The sequence below is a fragment of the Silicimonas algicola genome (genome assembly GCF_003148765.1).
GTDB lineage: Bacteria > Pseudomonadota > Alphaproteobacteria > Rhodobacterales > Rhodobacteraceae > Silicimonas > Silicimonas algicola.
Window position 1 is genome coordinate 522,415 of the sequence record NZ_QGGV01000002.1, and the last position, 19,130, is coordinate 541,544.

Annotated in this window: 14 protein-coding genes; 10 read left to right on the top strand and 4 right to left on the bottom strand. The window is 67.9% G+C overall.

Annotation, left to right across the window (positions count from 1 at the left end; translation table 11 throughout):
* Positions 1 to 45 precede the first annotated feature (45 nt).
* From C8D95_RS06950 to C8D95_RS06960, 3 genes are all read left to right on the top strand, one after another.
* On the top strand, positions 46 to 342 hold the full coding sequence (locus C8D95_RS06950; protein ID WP_109758425.1) for a DUF4198 domain-containing protein: 297 nt from the start codon (positions 46 to 48) through the stop codon (positions 340 to 342).
* A gap of 104 nt (positions 343 to 446) precedes the next feature.
* The gene (locus tag C8D95_RS06955) at positions 447 to 3,044 is read left to right on the top strand and encodes a cation-translocating P-type ATPase (RefSeq protein WP_109758426.1); all 2,598 of its coding nucleotides are present in this window, start codon (positions 447 to 449) and stop codon (positions 3,042 to 3,044) included.
* 129 nt (positions 3,045 to 3,173) lie between these two features.
* Entirely contained in the window at positions 3,174 to 4,988 is a 1,815-nt protein-coding gene (locus tag C8D95_RS06960; protein WP_109758427.1) for a cation:proton antiporter, read from the top strand.
* Here the strand turns inward: C8D95_RS06960 and C8D95_RS06965 are convergent.
* Positions 4,970 to 6,355, bottom strand: coding sequence for a phosphohexomutase domain-containing protein (locus C8D95_RS06965; RefSeq protein ID WP_109758428.1), 1,386 nt, complete (start codon positions 6,353 to 6,355; stop codon positions 4,970 to 4,972). The genes C8D95_RS06960 and C8D95_RS06965 overlap by 19 nt on opposite strands.
* A gap of 64 nt (positions 6,356 to 6,419) precedes the next feature.
* Positions 6,420 to 7,022 (bottom strand): response regulator transcription factor, encoded by a 603-nt coding sequence (locus C8D95_RS06970; protein WP_109758429.1) that lies wholly within the window; start codon positions 7,020 to 7,022, stop codon positions 6,420 to 6,422.
* A gap of 264 nt (positions 7,023 to 7,286) precedes the next feature.
* On the opposite strand from C8D95_RS06970, the gene C8D95_RS06975 reads away from it, so the two are divergent.
* Complete coding sequence (locus tag C8D95_RS06975; protein ID WP_206508299.1) at positions 7,287 to 7,757, top strand: putative pterin-binding protein; 471 nt, start codon at positions 7,287 to 7,289, stop codon at positions 7,755 to 7,757.
* Positions 7,758 to 7,773: 16 nt separating this feature from the next.
* Complete coding sequence (locus C8D95_RS06980) at positions 7,774 to 10,293, top strand: hybrid sensor histidine kinase/response regulator (RefSeq protein ID WP_109758431.1); 2,520 nt, start codon at positions 7,774 to 7,776, stop codon at positions 10,291 to 10,293.
* Positions 10,294 to 10,308: 15 nt separating this feature from the next.
* Here the strand turns inward: C8D95_RS06980 and C8D95_RS06985 are convergent, their stop codons facing one another.
* A complete protein-coding gene (locus C8D95_RS06985) occupies positions 10,309 to 10,710 on the bottom strand; it encodes a rhodanese-like domain-containing protein (protein WP_109758432.1) in 402 nt (133 codons plus the stop codon).
* Positions 10,711 to 10,785: 75 nt separating this feature from the next.
* Between C8D95_RS06985 and C8D95_RS06990 the strand changes: the two genes are divergently transcribed.
* From C8D95_RS06990 to C8D95_RS07005, 4 genes are read left to right on the top strand one after another with little or no spacing between them, the layout of a single operon-like run.
* A complete protein-coding gene (locus C8D95_RS06990; protein WP_109758433.1) occupies positions 10,786 to 12,066 on the top strand; it encodes an NAD(P)/FAD-dependent oxidoreductase in 1,281 nt (426 codons plus the stop codon).
* Entirely contained in the window at positions 12,063 to 14,132 is a 2,070-nt protein-coding gene (locus C8D95_RS06995) for a hydantoinase/oxoprolinase family protein (protein WP_109758434.1), read from the top strand. Before C8D95_RS06990 ends, C8D95_RS06995 begins: the two co-directional genes overlap by 4 nt.
* The gene (locus tag C8D95_RS07000) at positions 14,129 to 15,772 is read left to right on the top strand and encodes a hydantoinase B/oxoprolinase family protein (protein WP_109758435.1); all 1,644 of its coding nucleotides are present in this window, start codon (positions 14,129 to 14,131) and stop codon (positions 15,770 to 15,772) included. Before C8D95_RS06995 ends, C8D95_RS07000 begins: the two co-directional genes overlap by 4 nt.
* Complete coding sequence (locus tag C8D95_RS07005) at positions 15,769 to 16,509, top strand: SDR family NAD(P)-dependent oxidoreductase (RefSeq protein ID WP_109758436.1); 741 nt, start codon at positions 15,769 to 15,771, stop codon at positions 16,507 to 16,509. The genes C8D95_RS07000 and C8D95_RS07005 overlap by 4 nt, the downstream gene beginning before the upstream one ends.
* A gap of 125 nt (positions 16,510 to 16,634) precedes the next feature.
* Here C8D95_RS07005 and mepK read toward each other — a convergent pair whose 3' ends face one another.
* Positions 16,635 to 17,204: a peptidoglycan L,D-endopeptidase MepK gene (gene mepK / locus C8D95_RS07010; RefSeq protein WP_109758437.1), complete on the bottom strand. Its 570-nt coding sequence runs from the start codon at positions 17,202 to 17,204 to the stop codon at positions 16,635 to 16,637.
* Between the two features lie 312 nt (positions 17,205 to 17,516).
* Between mepK and C8D95_RS07015 the strand changes: the two genes are divergently transcribed.
* Positions 17,517 to 19,127 carry a L,D-transpeptidase family protein gene (locus C8D95_RS07015; RefSeq protein ID WP_109758438.1) on the top strand — a complete coding sequence of 537 codons (1,611 nt, stop codon included), beginning with the start codon at positions 17,517 to 17,519 and terminating at the stop codon, positions 19,125 to 19,127.
* Positions 19,128 to 19,130: the final 3 nt, after the last annotated feature.

The following is a 19,130-nucleotide window of genomic DNA, read 5'->3' on the forward strand; positions in this document are numbered from 1 at the left end:
TGAGATGACGAGCCGCATGAGCCGGGTCCTCGCCGTTCTCGTCCTATGCTGTCTGGCTTCGGACGCGCCGCCCTCGACGTCGAGGCTCTCTGGCGGGGCGAACCGGCGGCGGACGTTCAGGTGTCGGTCTTCTTCCTGCCGCGCGACAGTGTGCCGCCCGCCGGCACCGAGCGCACCCTGTTCCGCACCGATGCTGCCGGACGGGCCACCATCCGCATGGCGAAGCCCGGAAAGTACCTGTTGAACGCCGTGCATCTGGAGCCTGTCGAGGCCTCCGCCGAGGCCATGTGGAATAGCTGCTGGGCGTCGCTGACCTTCGAGACCTCCGCCGTCCGGCCGTAGGTCGGCTCTGGTGCAGCTCTTCACAATCAAGGCTTTGATCTTGCGCATGGGACATTGCGGCGGGGCATGTTAGCAGACCGAGACCCGGTCCGAGGCAAGGCACGATGCAAGACGCGCTCCCGACCCGCGGCGGTGGTCTCGACACGGAAGCGGTCGCCGCCCTGCGTGAGCAATATGGCTGGAACGAGATTCCCCGCCAGAAGGCGCTGTCGCCCTTCGTCGTGCTGGCACGGCAGTTCCGCGGGTTCCTCATCCTCATACTGGGCCTCGCCGCCGCGATCGCCTTTCTTCTCGACGAACGGATCGACGCACTGGCCATCCTCGTCGTCCTCGTCCTGAACGCCGTTCTCGGCTTCGTCCAGGAGTGGCGTGCCGAGACCGCCCTCGAGGCCCTGCGGGCCATGCTGACGCCGGTCGCCGTCGTCGTCCGGGATGGCGTCGAACGGAAGATCGCAGCGCGCGAGATCGTGCCGGGTGATCTTGTGATCGTGAGCGCGGGTGAGGCGATCCCTGCGGACATGAGACTGCAGGCCGGCACGGAGCTTCGGACGGATGAAAGCGCCCTGACGGGAGAATCCCTCCCCGTCCCAAAGACGGTCGGGGGCGAGGGCGCGGCCAGCCGACTCTTCGCCGGAACGACCCTTGTCGCCGGCCGCGCGACAGGCATCGTCACCGAAACGGGGCTCCAAACGGACTTCGGCAAGGTCGCGGCGCTGACGGGAGCCGTCGGCGAAAAGCAGACCGAACTCCAGAAGCGTCTCGGCCAACTGGCAAAGGAGATCGGTCTCGCCTCACTCGTCGTGGCGGCCCTCGTCGTCGCCGTCGGCTGGTATGGCGGCCGGCCGATCTTCGAGATGGTGATGACGGGCCTTTCGCTGACCGTCGCCATGGTGCCCGAGGGCCTGCCGGCGGTCGTGACCATCACCCTGGCGCTCGGGGCGTCAGCGATGGCGCGGCGGCAGGCGCTGACCAGAAGGCTCCAGGCGGTCGAGACACTCGGCGCGGCTTCGGTCATCTGCACCGACAAGACCGGCACGCTGACCGAGAACGCCATGCGTGTCACGCGGCTGTGGACCCCCGACAGCGCCTACGACGTCACTGGCGAGGGCTACTCCACGGACGGCTTCATCGAGAGGGACGGAATTCGCGTCGACGCCGAAAGCGACCCGATCCTGGGCGCCCTGCTGCGGACCGCCCTGACCTGTACGAACGCATCGCTGAGGCGGGACGGCGAAACATGGGCGATGATCGGCGATCCGACCGAGGGCGCGCTGGTGGCGGTAGCCCGCAAGGGTCGGGCCTGCGAGGTCGCGCCTGCCGACCGCATCGCCGAGGTTGCCTTTTCGAGCGAACGCAAGAGGATGAGCGTCTTGGCGCGGGAGGGGGACGGCTATCGCCTGCATGTGAAGGGCGCGCCGGAGGTCGTTCTCGACCGGTCGACGGCGTATCTCGGTCAGGACGGCATCGAATCCCTGGACCCGTCCGCGCGTCAGAGGATCGCGGACGCCTACGCCCGGATGGCGGCGCAGGGGCTGCGCGTCCTGGCTCTCGCCGCGCGCCCCGCGGACGAGGGCGACGTGAGGGAGCATGACCTCGTCTTCCTCGGCCTTGCCGGCATGATCGATCCGCCCCGGCCCGAGGTGAAGTCCGCCATCGCCCTCGCAAGGAGCGCGGGCATTCGCGTGATGATGATCACCGGAGACGGCCGCCTCACCGCCGCGGCCATCGCCGAGCAGGTCGGACTGGGCAGGCCGGAGGTCGTCGAGGGTGGGGACCTCGATGCGCTGTCGGACGAGCAGCTTTCGGACCTCCTCCGAAACGACGTCCTCTTCGCCAGGACCAGACCCGAGCACAAGCTGAGGATCGTCGAGACGCTTCAGGCGCAGGGGCTGATCGTCGCCATGACCGGCGATGGCGTCAACGACGCGCCTGCGCTCAAGACGGCGGACATCGGCATCGCCATGGGCGTGCGCGGGACCGAGGTGTCGCGAAGCGCCGCCGACCTCATCCTTCTCGACGACAACTTCTCCACCATCGTGAACGCCATCGCCGAAGGCCGCCGGCAATTCGACAACGTGCGCAAGTTCGTGCGCTACCTCCTGTGTTCGAACGCGGGCGAGGTCATGGCGATCCTCGCCAACCTCTTCCTCGGCGGGCCGGTGATCTTTCTCGCCACGCAGATCCTGTGGATGAACCTCATCACCGACGGTGCGACGGCCGTGGCGCTCGGACTGGAAAAGGCCGAGCCCGAACAGATGCGCAGCCCGCCCCGCCGCCGGGGCGAGCCTATCCTGGGTCGCACGGGAATGGCGCTCGTCCTCTGCTTCGGGGTCTACACCAGTGCCGCAAGCCTCTGGATCTTCTACTCCCTCCTGCCCCTGGGCACCGACCTCGCCCGGACGGCCGCCTTCACCGGGATGCTGGTCTTCGAGAAGGTCAGCGTGTTCGCGTTCCGCTCTCTGCAGAAGCCCGTCACTTCCATCGGATGGCTGTCCAACCCTGTCCTGATCGCCGCCTTCACGGCCAGCCTGCTGCTTCAGGTCGCGGCGGTCTACTGGCCGCCCCTGCAGACGCTTCTGAAGACCGTGCCCCTGTCGATTGACGAGTGGCTGACGATCGGTGCCTTCGCCCTTCCGCTCGTCGTCGTGCCGGAGGTCGTGAAGGGGTTCACGGCGAGACGGTTGGACGGCGCGCCCGCGTGACGTCCCGCGCTCACGCGCCGCCGATCACACCCATCCGGGGGGCTCACGCTGGCCGCCGGGAGGTCGCACCCCATTGTCAACGTGGGCGAAGCCGTGGTTTCCCTTCTGCAAACAAGGCGGGGGCGATAGATGGCGATCGAGACGGCGGGAAGCCTGGGGCCGGTGGCGGCGGTGGCCCTCGTGGGCGCACTCGGCGTCGGCTCGCAATGGCTGGCGTGGCGGCTGCATCTTCCGGCCATCGTGCTGATGCTGGCGGCGGGCGTACTGATCGGCCCTGTCGCGGGTGTCCTCGATCCCGGACTGGAGTTCGGCGCTCTCGTCCAACCTCTCGTGGCGCTCGCCGTGGCGGTGATCCTCTTCGAGGGCGGTCTGACGCTCGACCTCCGCAAGCTTGGCGATGCGCGGGCGGGCGTGTTCCGCCTTGTCGTCATCGGCGCACCGCTTGGCTGGCTTCTGTCGACGCTGGCGCTGCGCTACGGCGCGGGGCTCAGCTGGGAAGCCTCGACCGTCTTCGGCGGCATCATGATCGTCACCGGCCCCACCGTCATCGCGCCCCTTCTGCGGCAGGCGCGCCTGCAACGGCGTCCCGCGGCGCTTCTGCAATGGGAGGCCATCGTCAACGACCCCATCGGCGCCATCGCCGCCGTCATCGCCTTCCAGACGGTCCTCGTCCTCAACGGCTCGTCCGAGGTCAGTTTCGCCGCCACGGCCTTCGGCATCGTCTTCGCGGCGGTCGCGGGCTTCGCCGTCGGTGCGGGGATCGTGGTCCTGTTCCGCAAGGCGCTTGTGCCCGAATACATGAAGGTCCCGGTCCTTTTCAGCGGCGTGATCGCCGCCTTCGCGCTGACCGATGGCGTGCTTCACGAAAGCGGCCTTCTCGCCGTGACGGTCATGGGCCTCGTCATCGCCAACGCGGACCTTCCGTCCTACGAGGAACTCAGGCGCTTCAAGGAGCAGGCGACGGTCCTCATGGTCTCGGGCGTCTTCATCCTTCTGGCCGCATCGCTCGACTTCGCGGTTCTGGGCCAGCTTACCTGGCGCGCGGCTCTTTTCGTGGCGCTCGTCGTCGTCGTGGTGCGGCCGCTGACCGTCCTCGTCTCGCTTCTCGGCACCAACCTGCCCTGGCGCGAACGTGCGCTCATCGCCTTCACAGGCCCCCGCGGCGTTGTCCTCGTCGCCGTCGCAGGGCTGTTCGGAGAGCGGCTGGCCGAAGCCGGGGTCCCGGACGGCGCCATCGTCGGACCGCTGGCCTTCGCGCTTGTCGCCGCCACCGTCGTGCTGCACGGCTTCACGCTCGCCCCTATGGCGCGCTGGCTGGGGTTGTCGGGCGGCGAGGCGCCGGGCGTTCTTCTCATCGGCGGGTCGCGCTTCACCACCGCCTTCGCCGAAGCGCTGAAGAAGGCCGAGCTTCCGGTCCTTCTCACCGATCCGAACCACGCCCACCTCGTGGCCGCGCGCACCGCCGGGATCCCCACCTTCTATGGCGACATCCTGGGCGAGGCTGCCGAGCATTCGATCGAGCTTCTGGCCTATACGACCGTCGTCGCGGCGACCGACAACGACGCCTACAACACCCTCGTCACCACCGACCTCGCCCCCGAGTTCGGACGCGACAAGGTCTGGCGCATCGCCCGCACGCGCGAAAACGAGGCACGCCACGCGCTTCCCTCGCAGCTTGGCGGCATGTCCATCGGAGAGGGCCGCAGCTACGATGCGCTCCAGACGCTGATGCGTGACGGCTGGCGCTTCGGACTGACCCGCATCACCGAAGAGTTCACGCTCGACGACTGGCGGGCGACCCGGCCGGGGGCGATGATCCTCGCCACGTTGAACGGGCGGCGCGACTTGTCCTTCGTCGACGACACGGCGGACCTGCAGGTGGGCGAGGGCGCGCGGATCGTCTCGCTCCAGCCGCCCGACCCGGTTCAGCCGGCGGCGGCATAGCCCCCGATCCGCTGCGACAGGGCCGCGACGCGGTCGGCCAGAAGTCCCGGATCGCGCCGCGTCTCGACTGTAAGGCCCAGACCGGCCGCGCCGCGCCGCCAGAGATGAAACCGCCACGCCTCGAAGGTCATCGTCAGCGCCGCGTCCCGATGGATGCGGATCGCCGCGGGACGGAACATCGCGTGAAGGTCGTCCATCGCGCGCCCTGGCTCGGGGATGTCGAAGCCAAGTACGTCCGACGCCGGAAACCGCGCCTCCTGTTCCTCGCAGAGTTGGCTGAGGTCGGCACGCTCGCGTCCCCTGACTTCAAGCAGTCGAAGAAGCGAGATCATTCCGCTGTCGCGGAACATGAAGTCGCGAAAGACGTGTCGGCCATCGCGGTGCGTGCCATAGACCGCACCCGCGTCGCGCATCGCTTGCGCCAGCGTCGCGGCCCCGCCGGAGTGGTTGCGGCTTTCCCCGCCCGCGCGCGCCACTCGGTCGCCGAGAGTCCAGGCATAAGCCGGATCGTGCAGAACCGCCCCGCCCGGCGCGCGCCGGATGGCGGCGTCGGCAAGGATCGCGGCCAGCGCAGGGGGTCGGATGACCCGTCCGCCGTCATCGAGGAAGCGCGCGCCGAGACAGCCGTCGTCGAGGTTCAGGCCCATGTGGCAGCCGTGTCGCCGGATGGCACCTGGCAGGCGGTCGGCGGGAATCGCGCGGTCTCCGATCACGTCGAGGTCCGCTCCGCGCGCCCTAAGAGCTTCGGCAACCGCCGCGAGGGTGCCTGCCGTCGAGCGCGATCCTGCTCCCACGCACAGACGCACCGAGCCGATGGCGCCGGGATCGACAAGGCCGGTGACGTACCAGGCGAAGGCTTCCCGCAGGTCCATCCGTCGCACCGATCCGCGCGTCGCGTCGGAGCTGAGCGGGGCGTCGATGTTCTGCGCGCGCGCAAGGACGCCGACACGGCGGAACGCGTCGACCGAAAGCGGCCGGCATCCGGGCCCCGCGAACTCCAGGATGACCTCGTCCGCGCCACGCATCCTCAAGGCAAGACCACCCGCCGCGCCGAGATAGCTGATGGCGAAGTCGACCTCCTCTCGTCCGCAATCGCCCAGGTCGATCGCGTCTGCGCCCCGCGCCGCGAGACCTCGCGCAAGGGCGTCGGACAGCGCGCCGCCCCGGTCCGCATCCCCGTCGTCCTCTCCGGCATCGCCGTCGCGTCCCACGACGACCGGACCTCCGGAAAGAACCGACGCCGCCGCGATGCCTATGCGAAAGGCCTCCGCCTCGCCGAACGCGTGCCTTGCCGCCTCGATCCGCCCCGCAACGAAGCCTAGGGGAAGCGCCACCTCGCCCGACAGGGTCATGCCGAAGGATTTCACGGCGTCCCGCCTGCGGGACGCCACCGCCCTACCAGAAGATCCCCGGACGACATCGCCCTGCGCGTCAGACCAGGCTCAGGTCGCGCGCGATCATCGCGGCCTGCGTCCGGTTGCGCGCATCCAGCTTGCGGCAGAGCGTCTTGACGTGAAGCTTGATCGTGACCTCCTGCAACATGAGATCCCGCGCGATTTCCTTGTTCGACTTGCCCTCGCAGAGGCCGCGAAGAACTTCGGTCTCGCGCTCGGTCAGGTTGCCCACCGTCCGCGCCGCGTCACGCTCGAGAAAGTCGAAAGGGACATAGGTCTTGCCGGCGACCATCTGCCGGATCGCCGAGATCATCGAGCGCGCGTCGAGCGTCTTCGGCAGAAAACCCGCGGCGCCGGCCGAGATCGCATCGCGTGCAATCGTGGGCGTCGCCGTGCCGGAGAGGATGGCGACGGGCCGCCCGTCGTTCGCGGCACGCATCCGTTCCAGGCCGGACAGGCCCAGCATCCCGGGCATGTTGTAGTCGAGAAGGACGAGGTCGAAGCTTCCCGTGCCGCGCACCGCCGCGAGGGCCGCGTCGAGGCTTTCGGCGCGCACGATCTGTTCCACGCCCTCGGTTTCGAGAAAGAGCGCAATGGTGTCCCGCACCATCCCGTGATCGTCGGCGATCAGTATCCGCATTCCGTGCCCGTCCTGCTGTGGCGGCACCGAGGTATCCTGCGCAAACCCTTAAGAAGCGCTTGCTCCAACCCTTATCGCGACGCTACTTCGCCTACAATTCGAGAAGCAATGTGTCGAAATGGCAAGGCGAACGTGGAGGTGCCGACCTGCGTGCCCAGCCTGGCCGCCAGACTAGCAGAAGATCGATCCGAGTCGGGTTACGATTTCGTAACGCCGCACAGGTTATTTCCCCGCTCGACCGATGTCCTTATCATGGAGCCCGTGATGACCCGTTTTTGCCGCGCCCTGATCGCCGCCGTCCTGATCCCCTGGCCCGCGCTCGCCGCGGCGGGCGAGGCGATCCTCACCTTTCGCGTCGGCGAGGACGTCCACGAATATGACCGCGAAGCGCTGGCGGCGATGCCCGCCGTGACATTCCGCACGACGACGATCTGGACCGAGGGCGACCAGACCTTCACCGGGGTGCCGCTAGCGCATTTCCTGGCGGTGGTCGATGTCGCAGAGGGCATGATCGAAGCGCGTGCGATCAACGACTATGCGGTGCAGATCCCCGTCTCGGACGCGGTCGAGGACGGCCCCATCATCGCCTACCGCCGCAACGGCGAAGACATGAGCGTGCGCGACAAGGGTCCCTTGTGGATCGTCTATCCATTCGATTCTAAACAGGAATATCAGTCCGAGGTGATCTATTCCCGCAGCATCTGGCAACTCGACCGCCTCTCTGTCCTTCCCTGACGGCGCGGCGCCAGCGGTGACGGCGGCTGACCTGCCGACGCCCCGACGGACGCACGTCTGGGTCTGGGGCCTGCTCTTCGCTCTGACCGTCCTGGCCTCGGCCATGATGATCTGGATCCTTTCGGCCGACGCCCGGCACGAGATCGACCGGCTCGCGACAGCCAACAGCGACAGCTCGCAATGGTCCATCGCCCAGATCGAGGTGGAGTTCCTGGCGTTCGAGTCCACCGTCATCAAGTCGATCGTCGGCCCCGAACCCGACCTCGCCGCCGTGCGTCGCCGGTTCGACGTGTTCTACTCGCGATTTCAGACCTTCCAGGAAGCCGGTTCGCTCGCCTCTGTCCGCGGCCTGCCCGAGCTTCAGGACACGCGCCGCACGATCGAGACCTTCATCGACCGCACGGTCCCGCTGATCGACGGCCCTCCCGAGGCTCTGCTTGACGCCCTTCCGGACATCGCCGAACAGCTTGACGCCATGCACTACGACATGCGGCTGATCGCCCTCCAGGCCGTGGGTGTCTTCGCCACCACCGCCGAAATGCAGCGCAACCGGGTCGCTGGCGCGCTTTTCGACCTTGGCGTCATCATGTTCCTGCTCCTCGCCACGCTCATGGCTTCGGTCGGCGCACTGTTCATCCTGATCCAGTCCTCGAAGCGGCAGACGGAAGAGATCGCGACGGGCCGAAGCCGGCTTCAGGCGATGATCTCGTCGTCGATCGACGCCATCCTCGTCATCACGCCGCAGGGCCGGATCGTCGACTACAACGGCGCGGCCGAGCGCATCTTCGGCTACACCCGCGACGAGGCCGTCGGCGCCAACGTCGCCGAGCTGATGATCCCCGGCCATCTTCGCGCCACCGTGACGAAGGACATGCAGCGCTTCCTGCGCACCGTCAGCGACCCCGTGGCGCACCGCGGCGCCGACCAGTACGAGGTGATGAACAAGGCCGGCGAGGTCCTCCCGGTCGAGTTCTCGATTTCCTCTGCCGACAGCGCCGAGGGCGAGCTGATCGTGGCCTATATCCGCGACATCTCGGACCGCGTCCGGGCCGAGCGCGAGCTTGTCACCGCCCGCGACCTGGCCGTGGCGGGCGAGAAGGCCAAGGCCGAGCTTCTCGCGGTGATGAGCCACGAGATGCGCACGCCCCTGAACGGCGTCCTCGGCACCCTCGATCTCTTGTCCGAAAGCGGTCTCGACGACCGCCAGATGCGCTATGTCCGCGTGATGGAAGCGTCGGGGCGGCACCTGCTGGAGCATGTCAACAACGTCCTCGACATCTCGCGCGTCGACGCCGGCATGGCCGAGGTCGCGGCCGAACCCTTCGACGTGGTCGACCTGGTGCGCTCCGTCGCCGACGGGATGCGCGCGCAGGCCGAACGCCGCGGCAACGCCATCGCGGTCAACGTCTGCCGCGAGCCGCGCGGACGCGTGGTGGGCGACCCGTCCCGCCTGCGCCAGATCCTCTTCAACCTCGTCGGTAACGCCAACAAGTTCACCGACAACGGCCGCATCACCATCGAGGTCGAACACGCGCCCGACGAGGGCACCGTGGACTTCCGCGTCATCGACACGGGCCATGGCATCGCGGCCGAGGATATCCCCCGCATCTTCCAGGACTTCGTCACGCTCGACGCCTCCTACCAGCGCGAGGTCGAAGGCACGGGACTTGGCCTCGGCATCGTCCGCCGTCTCGTCGAGCTCATGGGCGGCGAACTCGGTGTCGAAAGCGAGCGCGGGGAAGGATCGGTGTTCTGGTTCAGGCTGCCCCTCTGCGACGCGGCAGCGGTCTTGGCGAGCCGTCCGCGCAGCACCCGGGTGCAGGCGGCGACCGGCACGGCCGTCTCGTCCGCGCATGTCCTCGTCATCGAGGACAACGAGATCAACCGAATGGTCGTGGGCGAGATGCTGGAGCAGGCCGGCTGCTCGGTCACCAAGGCCGAGGATGGGCTTGAAGGCGTCGAACGCGCGGCGCTCGAGCCGTTCGACATGATCCTGATGGACATCAGCATGCCGCGCATGGACGGCATCGCCGCGACGCGCCGGATCCGGGGCGGGCAGGGGCCGAACGCGCAAACCCCCATCATCGCGCTGACGGCGCATGCCATGCAGGACGACGTCGACCGCTTCCTGAGTGCCGGCATGAACGACGTGCTGACCAAGCCCCTGTCACGCGACCGGCTCTACGCGGTTCTGAGGGGGCCGGACCGTCGGGTCCTGTCCAGGATCTCGCCGGCGATGACCGAACTGATCGAGACGCTTGGCCGCGACAAGGCGATGACGGTCCTAGAGGACGCCCGCGCCATGCTGACCGAGGGCGTCGGCGGCCTCGACCTGCTCGCGCGGGACGAGCCCGGCCGCTCGGCCATGGCTGCCGCGGCGCACAAGCTGGCCGGTTCGGCGGGGCTGGTCGGTTACGACGACTTGCGCGGCATCCTCGTCGAGATCGAACGGCGCGGGCCCACCAGCAGCGAGGCCGACCTCACCCGCATGATCGCCCGCGCGCGGGAGGCCGTCGCATCGCTTCCGGCGCCCTGAAACAGGCCGGCGCGGTCAGCTACGCGGCGCGGCCTCTTCGACCGGCCCGCCGGCTTCGACCCAGCCCTTGAACCCGCCGTCCAAGTGGGCGGCCTCGAACCCCATGTCGGTCAGCGTGGCCGCCGCCAGCGCCGACCGCCATCCGGCGGCGCAATGCAGGACATATGTCTTGTCCTGCCCGAAAACCTCGCGGTAATAGGGGCTTTCAGGGTCGACCCAGAACTCGAGCATCCCGCGCGGCGCGTGAATGCTGCCCGGAATGAAGCCCAGCTTCTGGCGTTCGCGGACGTCCCGGATATCCACGATCACGAGGTCCGCATCGCCGTGCCGCGCCAGCAGGTCGGCGGGTGCGATCTCCTCGATCTTCGCCCTCGCTTCGGCCACGAGGTCCGCCGAGGTTCTCTTCAGTTTCCGCATGTCCGACCTCGCCTCTGGCAGGTCCGGGGGAAGAGTGAAACACTCGCCCCCGCAACCGCTGTCGAGTCGACCGTAATGAACCCAGACCGCCCCGGCAACGCCGCGATTTCCCTCTGGGACGCGACGTCGGCCGAACCGCTGACAGACCGCGACCCGCTCGCGCCTGGCGACGTCGATCTTGCGATCGTGGGGGGCGGGTTCACCGGCCTCTCGACCGCGCTCCACGCCGCCGAACGCGGGCTGTCCGTGCAACTTTGCGAGGCCGAGACCTTCGGCTACGGCGGATCGGGGCGCAACGTGGGGCTCGTGAACGCGGGCGTCTGGCTGCCTCCGTCGCAAGTGACGGCGACGCTTGGCGACAAGACGGCGGGGCACTTCCTGCGCATCTTCGGCGACGGGCCCCGGCGCGTCTTCGACCTGATCGAGCGACACCAGATCCGCTGCGAGGCGACGCGCGAAGGCACGATCCACGCGGCGCACAATGCAAAGGGTTTTGCCGAGCTTCAGTTGCGCCACCGCGACTGGTCGGCCCTCGGCGCGCCGGTCGAGCTTTTTTCGGCCTCCGAGATCGCCGCCCGCACGGGCAGCCCCGCTTTCGCGGGCGGGCTTCTCGACCACCGGGCGGGGACGATCAACCCCATGGGCTATACCCGAGGCCTGGCGCGCGCCGCCCGTGCTGCGGGCGCGCGGCTCGCGACGGGCTGCCGGGTGACGAAGCTGACGCGGGAGGGCGGGCGCTGGCATCTCGAGACCACGAAGGGAGCCGTGACGGCCAAGTCGCTGGTCCTCGGGACAAATGCTTATACAGACACGCTCTGGCCCGGTCTGTCGCGGCTCTATCATCGTATCCGTTACTTCAATGTCGCTTCGGAACCACTTGAGAACAGGCTAACAAATATCCTTCCAGGTCGTCAGGGTCTGTGGACGACGGCCCCCATTATGACCTCGATCCGGCGTGACGCGCAGGACCGCCTGATCGTCGGCAGCATGGGGCGCGATCTGGGAGGCGTCACCCGGAAATGGGCGACGCGCGAGTTGCGCCGCCTTTTCTCCGATCTCGGGCCCGTCGCCTTCGAGACAAGCTGGCACGGAGACATCGCCATGACCCCTGACCACCTGCCGCGTGTCGTCCACCTGGGCGAGAACGCCTATACGCCGATCGGCTACAACGGGCGCGGCATCATCACGGGGACCATCTTCGGCGCCGCGATGGCCGACCTGTTGAGCGGCGGCGACCCGGCCGACATGCCGTTGCCACTGACGGAACTGGGCGCACCGGAGCGCTTCTCGGGCGTCAGGGAGTTGGCCTACGACACCGCCTTCGCGGCGCACCAGTTTGCGCGGGGTCTCCTGTGATCCGCTGCGGCGTCGATATCGGCGGCACGTTCACGGACGTGGTCCTCGATCATCCGGGCGGGCGCGCGACGACGAAGGTCCTGACCGACTATGCCCGGCCCGAGGATGCGATCCTGGAAGGCATCCGCCTCACGGCCGATGCGGCGGGAGTGGCGCTGTCCGACCTGGGGCAGGTGATCCACGGCACCACCCTCGTCACGAATGCGCTGATCCAGCGCTCCGGTCCGCGCATGGCCTTCGTCACGACCGAGGGCTTTCGTGACGTGATCGAGATGCGGTCCGAGAACCGCTTCGAGCAGTACGACCTGAACCTGCGCCTGCCCGAGCCTCTGGTGCCGCGCAAGGACCGCTTCACCCTGTCCGAACGCATGTCGCCTCAAGGCGACGTCCTGCGTCCGCTCGATCCGGATGCGGTCGAGGCTCTGGTTCGGGACATAGCTGCCAAGGACTACGCCACGGTCGCCGTCGGCTTCCTTCATTCCTACGCGAATGATGCCCACGAACGCGTTGTTTACGAATTCTTTTCTCGCATCGCGCCGGATCTTCCCGTGTCGATCTCGTCGCGCGTCTCGCCCCAGATGCGCGAACTGCCGCGCTTCAACACCGTTATCGCCAACGCCTATGTCCGGCCCCAGGTCGCAGCCTACCTCGACCGGCTCGTCACGCGTCTGCGCGAGGCGGGAACCGACGCGCCCGTCTACATGATGCATTCGGGCGGCGGGCTGATCTCGGTCGAGACGGCAGCCGAAGAACCGGTGCGCCTTCTGGAGAGCGGCCCGGCGGGCGGCGCGATCTTCGCCGCAGGTTATGCCCGCGCGCATGGCATCGGCCGCGCCCTCAGCTTCGACATGGGCGGCACGACGGCCAAGATCTGCCTGATCGAAGACGGCGCGCCCAAGACCGCCTCGTCCTTCGAGATCGCGCGGACATGGCGCTTCAAGAAAGGCTCGGGGATGACGGTCTCGACCCCAGTGGTCGAGATGGTCGAGATCGGCGCGGGCGGCGGCTCCATCGCCTCGATCGACGCCCTGGGGCGCATCCAGGTCGGCCCGCGCTCGGCGGGCTCCGAACCGGGACCGGCTTGCTATCAGCGGGGCGGGCAGCACCCCACGGTGACGGACGCCAACCTGACGCTCGGTCGGCTTGACCCCGAAGCCTTTGCGGGCGGCAAGATCCCCTTGTCCACCGAGGCCGCCGAACGCGCGCTTGCCGCTCATGTGGGGCAGGCGCAGGGCCTCGGCCCCGCCGACGCGGCCTTCGGCGTGACCGAGATGGTGGACGAGCAGATGGCCAACGCCGCGCGCGTCCACGCCGTCGAGAACGGTCGCGAGATCGAGGACTTCACCATGATCGCCTTCGGCGGCGGCGCGCCCCTTCACGCCGCGCGGCTGGCCGAGAAGCTGGGCATCGCCGCGGTCCTCGTGCCGCCCGGCGCGGGCGTCGGATCGGCCATCGGATTTCTCGAGGCGCCCGTCAGCTATGAGACCGCGCGGGGTCTCTTTCAGAGGCTCGACACCTTCGACGCGGGCACGGTCAATGCGGCGCTCGAGACGATGGAGGCCGAAGCGCGCCGCTTCGTCGAGGCGGGGGCGCAGGGGCAGGCGACCGAGACGCGCCTCGTCGCCCACATGCGATATTCGGGGCAGGGGTGGGAGATCCCCGTGCTGCTCGACAGTCGTGTCTTCGGGGAGGATGCGCCTGCAAAGCTGCGCGCGGCCTTCGAGGAGGCCTACCGTACGCTCTTCGGCCGCATCATCGAGGGTCTGGCCGTCGAGGTGGCGAACTGGACCCTGTCCGTCGCGACGCCAAAACCGCCGCGCGCGGCCGTGACCCGGCGCGAGACCGGGAGAAAAGCGGAGGGCAAGGCGCGCCGGTTCCTCGATGCCGCCCTTCGCGCCCATGTCGACGCCGCCGAAGTGGCGCGCGCCGACCTCTCGCCCGGCGACCGCGTCGATGGTCCGGCCATCGTGACCGAGGACGAGACCTCGACCATCGTCACCAGCGCCTTCACCTGCATCGCGCAGGACGACGGCAGCCTTCTTCTGATCCGGAAGGACCGCACATGAGCATCGACGCCCAGATCATGTGGAACCGCCTGATCGCCGTGGTCGAAGAGCAGGCGACGACGCTGGTGCGTACTGCCTTCTCGACCTCGGTGCGCGAGGCGGGCGACCTGTCGGCGGGCCTTTTCGACGCGCGGGGCCGGATGATGGCGCAGGCGGTGACCGGCACCCCCGGCCACGTCAACGCGATGGCTGAAAGCGTGGGGCATTTCGTCGACGCCATCGGGCGGCAGACGATGAAGAAGGGCGACGTTTACATCACCAACGATCCCTGGCTCGGGACGGGGCATCTGCACGACATCACCGTGGTCACGCCGGTGTTCCGCGAAGCTCGTCTGATCGGCTTCTTCGCCTGCACCGCGCATATTGTCGACATCGGGGGCAGGGGCTTTGGTCCGGATGCGAACGAGGTCTACGAGGAGGGTCTCCTGATCCCCATTTCGCGCTTCGCCGACGCAGGCGAGGTCAACGCCTTCCTCGTCGACATCGTGCGCGCCAACGTGCGCGAGCCGGTTCAGGTCGTGGGCGACATCTATTCGCTCGCCGCCTGCAACGAGGCGGGCGAGAAGCGCCTTCAGGCGATGCTGGACGAGTTCCGGACCGACGACCTCGAGGATCTGTCCGACTTCATCGCGAAGGCCAGCCACCAGGCGACACGCGCCGCCATCGCGAAGGTGCCGGACGGCACCTACACCCACGAGATGACCGTCGACGGCTTCGAGGCCCCGGTCGAGATGCATGTGACCCTGACCGTCGCAGGCGACCGCATCACCTGCGATTTCGCGGGCACGAGTGGGATGAGCCGCTTCGGCGTCAACTGCCCCGAAGTCTATACCCGCGCCTATGCCTGCTATGCGCTCAAGTGCGCCATAGCACCCGAGGTGCCGAACAACGCAGCCGCCCTGGAGCCGTTCGAGATCACCGCGCCCGAAGGCTCGATCCTCGCCGCAAGGCGACCGGCGCCGGTCTCGGTGCGCCACGTCATGGGGCACCTCGTCCCCGACGTTGTGCTCGGCGCGCTGCACAAGGCGCTGCCGGCGACGGTCCCCGCCGAGGGGGCATCGGCCCTGTGGAACATCCAGATCTCCTGTCGGCCGGTCGACGACGCCTCGAACCTGCCGCGGCGCGAGGTGCTGATGTTCAACTCGGGCGGAACGGGCGCGCGGCCCGCGCTCGACGGGCTGTCGGCGACGGCCTTCCCCTCCGGCGTCTCGACCATGAGCGTCGAAGCGACCGAGCAGGTCGGGCCGATCACCGTCTGGCGTAAGGAACTACGGCCCGATTCCGGCGGCGCCGGGCAGCAGAGGGGCGGGCTGGGGCAGGTCATCGAGATATCGCCGCGCGAGGGCTATGCGCTGATGTTCAACGCCATGTTCGACCGCTGCGCCTATCCCGCGCGCGGCCGCGACGGCGGCGGGCAGGGCGCACCCGGCCGTGTCGAATTGACAGACGGCACGACCCTGCGCGCCAAGGGTCGTCAGTCGGTGCCCGAAGGCGCCACGCTGAGGCTTTCGCTTCCGGGCGGCGGCGGATACGGAGATCCCGGCGCGCGCGACCGCGACGCGGTGCGCGCGGACGTGGCGGCGGGATACGTCTCGGCCGAGAACGCGCGGAAGACCTACGGACTGGAGGACGACACATGACACGCAAGGCTCTCATCACCGGCGGGGCGCGAGGCATCGGCTATGCCTGCGCCGAGGCGCTGAAGGAGGACGGCTGCGAGGTCATCCTCGCCGACCTGCGGGGCGACGCGGCGATGGAGGCGGCGGACCGACTTGGCGGAGCGGGCTACGCCTGCGACATGGCCGACGCAGAGGCGGTGGACGAGCTCTTCGCGCGGATCGCGGCCGATCACGGTCCGCTGTCGGTTCTCGTCAACAACGCAGGCATCGCCCTCGCAGGCGACGTGCTGACGCTCTCGCTCGAAGACTGGCGGCGCGTGATCGACGTGAACCTGACGGGCAGCTTCCTGGCACTCCAGCACGCCGCGCGCGGGATGGTCGAGGCGGGGATCAAGGGTGCCGTCGTCAACATGAGCTCGATCAACGCGCAGGTCGCGATCCCGACGATCCCGGCCTATTGCGCCTCGAAGGGTGGCGTCATGCAGTTGACGAAGTCGGTGGCGCTGGCACTTGCGCCGCATGGCATCCGGGTGAACGCGGTCGGTCCCGGCTCGATCGACACCGACATGCTGGCGAGCGTCAACGCTGACCCCGCCGCGATGGAGCGGGTGCTGTCGCGCACGCCGTTGAAGCGCATCGGCACTCCGCACGAGATCGGCGACGTGGTGGCCTTCCTGGCGTCGGAAAAGGCAAGCTACATCACCGGCGAGACGATCTATGTCGACGCGGGACGGCTGGCGTTGAACTACACCTGCTAAGCCACTCTTTTCGGGGCTGAAACGACAAACGCGCCCGGAGGGACACGGGCGCGTTTCTGGCATCACTCCATCGGCGCGCGGGACACGCACTGACCGGAGATATCCGTCTGCGAGAGTGCAGGGGCCTAGCGGCCCCAGACGCGGACCGGGCCGCAGTCCATGTGGACGAAGTTTGAGCCCGAGTACTTGCCGACGCCGCCGGCCGAGCACGAGACCGCTGCCTTCGAGATCTGGCTGACCGAACGCCCTTCGACCCGGATGTCCGCGGCCTGGCCCTTCATGTGGAGCGAGTTCCGCGCAACGGCCTTCGACTTCGAGCGAAGCATCGAATTCGTCTCGGGCGAGCGGTATCCGGAGAGGAGAAGATAAGGCGTGTCGGCATCCAGCAGGCGGTGCGAGGCCGCAAGGATGTCGACGGTGCGGTTGTCAAACTTGATGACCGCGTTCGTGCGCCAGTCGCGCATGAAGGAATTGATTTCCGCGAAGGCCTCGGGGATGTACTCGCCCTCGATCCAGTAGATCGTATCGAGTTTCTCGCCCGTTCGGCCCGAGTGCATCCGGAGGCGGCGTATGTCGCCTGCGCCCCTGAGAAGTCCGAATGCATTGGAGTAGGTGGGTGCTGCCACAAGAGTGGTTGCTGCGAACGCTTTGAGCAAACCTCTACGCGTCACGCCCTTCAAGGAAGAAGTCGTCATGCTGCACATGTCCCGTTTTCTGCCCCTCGCCGGTTGGAACCGACGTTGGAGTCACCTCTGTCCCCCAGGTGCACGAGTTTTATGGCAGCAATGGTTAAGCGAAGAAACCGCGTAAGACGAAAATTAAGAACTGGGGCACGATATCGGCAGAATTCTGCCAACGCGGCCTTGTGGGGCGGTCTGCGGCAATTTTGTGATAGCCGCGTGTCTTCCGGGAGACAGGGCCCAGATCTTGCGGGATTGTGAATGGACACCCTCGAAGAACAGCAGGCATCAAAGACCTGTAACAGTGACCCAAACCCAGGACGCTCGATGACCGCAGCCCTTGCCGTCAGGACCTTCAGCCTGACATGCCTCCTCGCCCTTTCCCTGTCCGTTGCCGGCTGGATCCGTCCAGCCGACGCGCAGGTGACGGCCTTCGTGCAGGCGGTGGCCGAAGGTGCGGCGGCAGACCGCGACATCGCGGAGTTCTACCGCTCGACCGGGTACGCAGCCCTTTGGACCGGCACCGACAGGACGTCGGCCAAGCGGCGCGAGGCCCTTCTCCGGGCCATCGAGGAGGCGCCGGCACACGGGCTGCCCGCCGCCGCCTACGATACCGCGGCATTGAAGGTCGGCCTGAGATCGGTCCGGTCGGAACGCGACCTCGGCCGCCTCGAGGTCGCGATGTCGAAGCTCTTTCTCACCTATGCGCGCGACGTGCAGACCGGAGTGCTGACGCCCGCGAAGGTGGATGCGGGCATCGTCCGGGAGGTGCCCTATCGCGACCGCAAGGGTTTGCTGTCGGCCTTCTCGAAATCCTCGCCCACGGGGTTTTTGCGTGCCCTGCCGCCGCAGAACCCGGAATACGTCCGCCTGATGAAGGCCAAGGTGGAATTCGAGCGGCTCGTCGCCCGCGGCGGCTGGGGGCCCGAGGTTGCCGCCTCGAAGCTGGAGCCGGGCCAGTCCGGACAGGCGGTCGTCGCCCTGCGGAACCGCCTGATCGCCATGGGCTACCTCAAGCGTACCGCAACGACGACCTACGACGAGCGGATGCGCCAGGCTGTGGGTGCCTTCCAGGCCGAACACGGGCTCGACGTCGACGGCGTTGTCGGACCCGGCACTCTGGCCGAGATCAACACGGGCGCGACGACGCGGCTGCACCAGATCATCGTCGCGATGGAGCGGGAGCGCTGGACCAACATGCCGCGCGGCAAGCGCCATATCCTGGTCAACATCCCCGATTTCCATGCGCAGGTGATCGACGACGGCAAGGTGACCTTCAAGACCCGCGCCGTGGTGGGGTCCGACGTGGCCGACCAGCGCACGCCCGAGTTTTCGGACATGATGGAGCACATGGTCATCAACCCGACCTGGAACGTGCCGCGCTCGATCGCGATCAAGGAATACCTGCCGCTTCTGCAGCGGAACCCCTACGCCGCCGGACACCTGCGGATCATCGACCGCCGGGGCCGGACGGTGCCGCGCGACGTGGTCGACTTCCGCCAGTTCAACGAGCGGACCTTTCCGTTCGACCTCAAGCAGCCGCCGTCGGACGGCAATGCGCTTGGCCTCGTCAAGTTCATGTTCCCGAACCGCTACAACATCTACCTGCACGACACGCCGACGAAGAACCTCTTCGGCCGCGAGGCGCGCGCCTTCAGCCACGGCTGCATCCGGCTGGGGGACCCGTTCGACTTCGCCTACACGCTGCTGATGCCGCAGACGTCGGACCCCGTAGGCCTCTTCCAGTCGCAGCTCGCCACCGGACGCGAGACCATCGTGGAGCTCGAGGAGTATATCCCGGTCCACCTCATCTATCGTACAGCCATCGCGCCCGCGAAGGGCCGCATCCAGTTCCGCCGCGACATCTATGGCAGGGACGCGCGGATCTGGCAGGCGCTTCAGTCGGCCGGGGTTTCGTCCGGCGGGGTTCAGGGCTAAGTC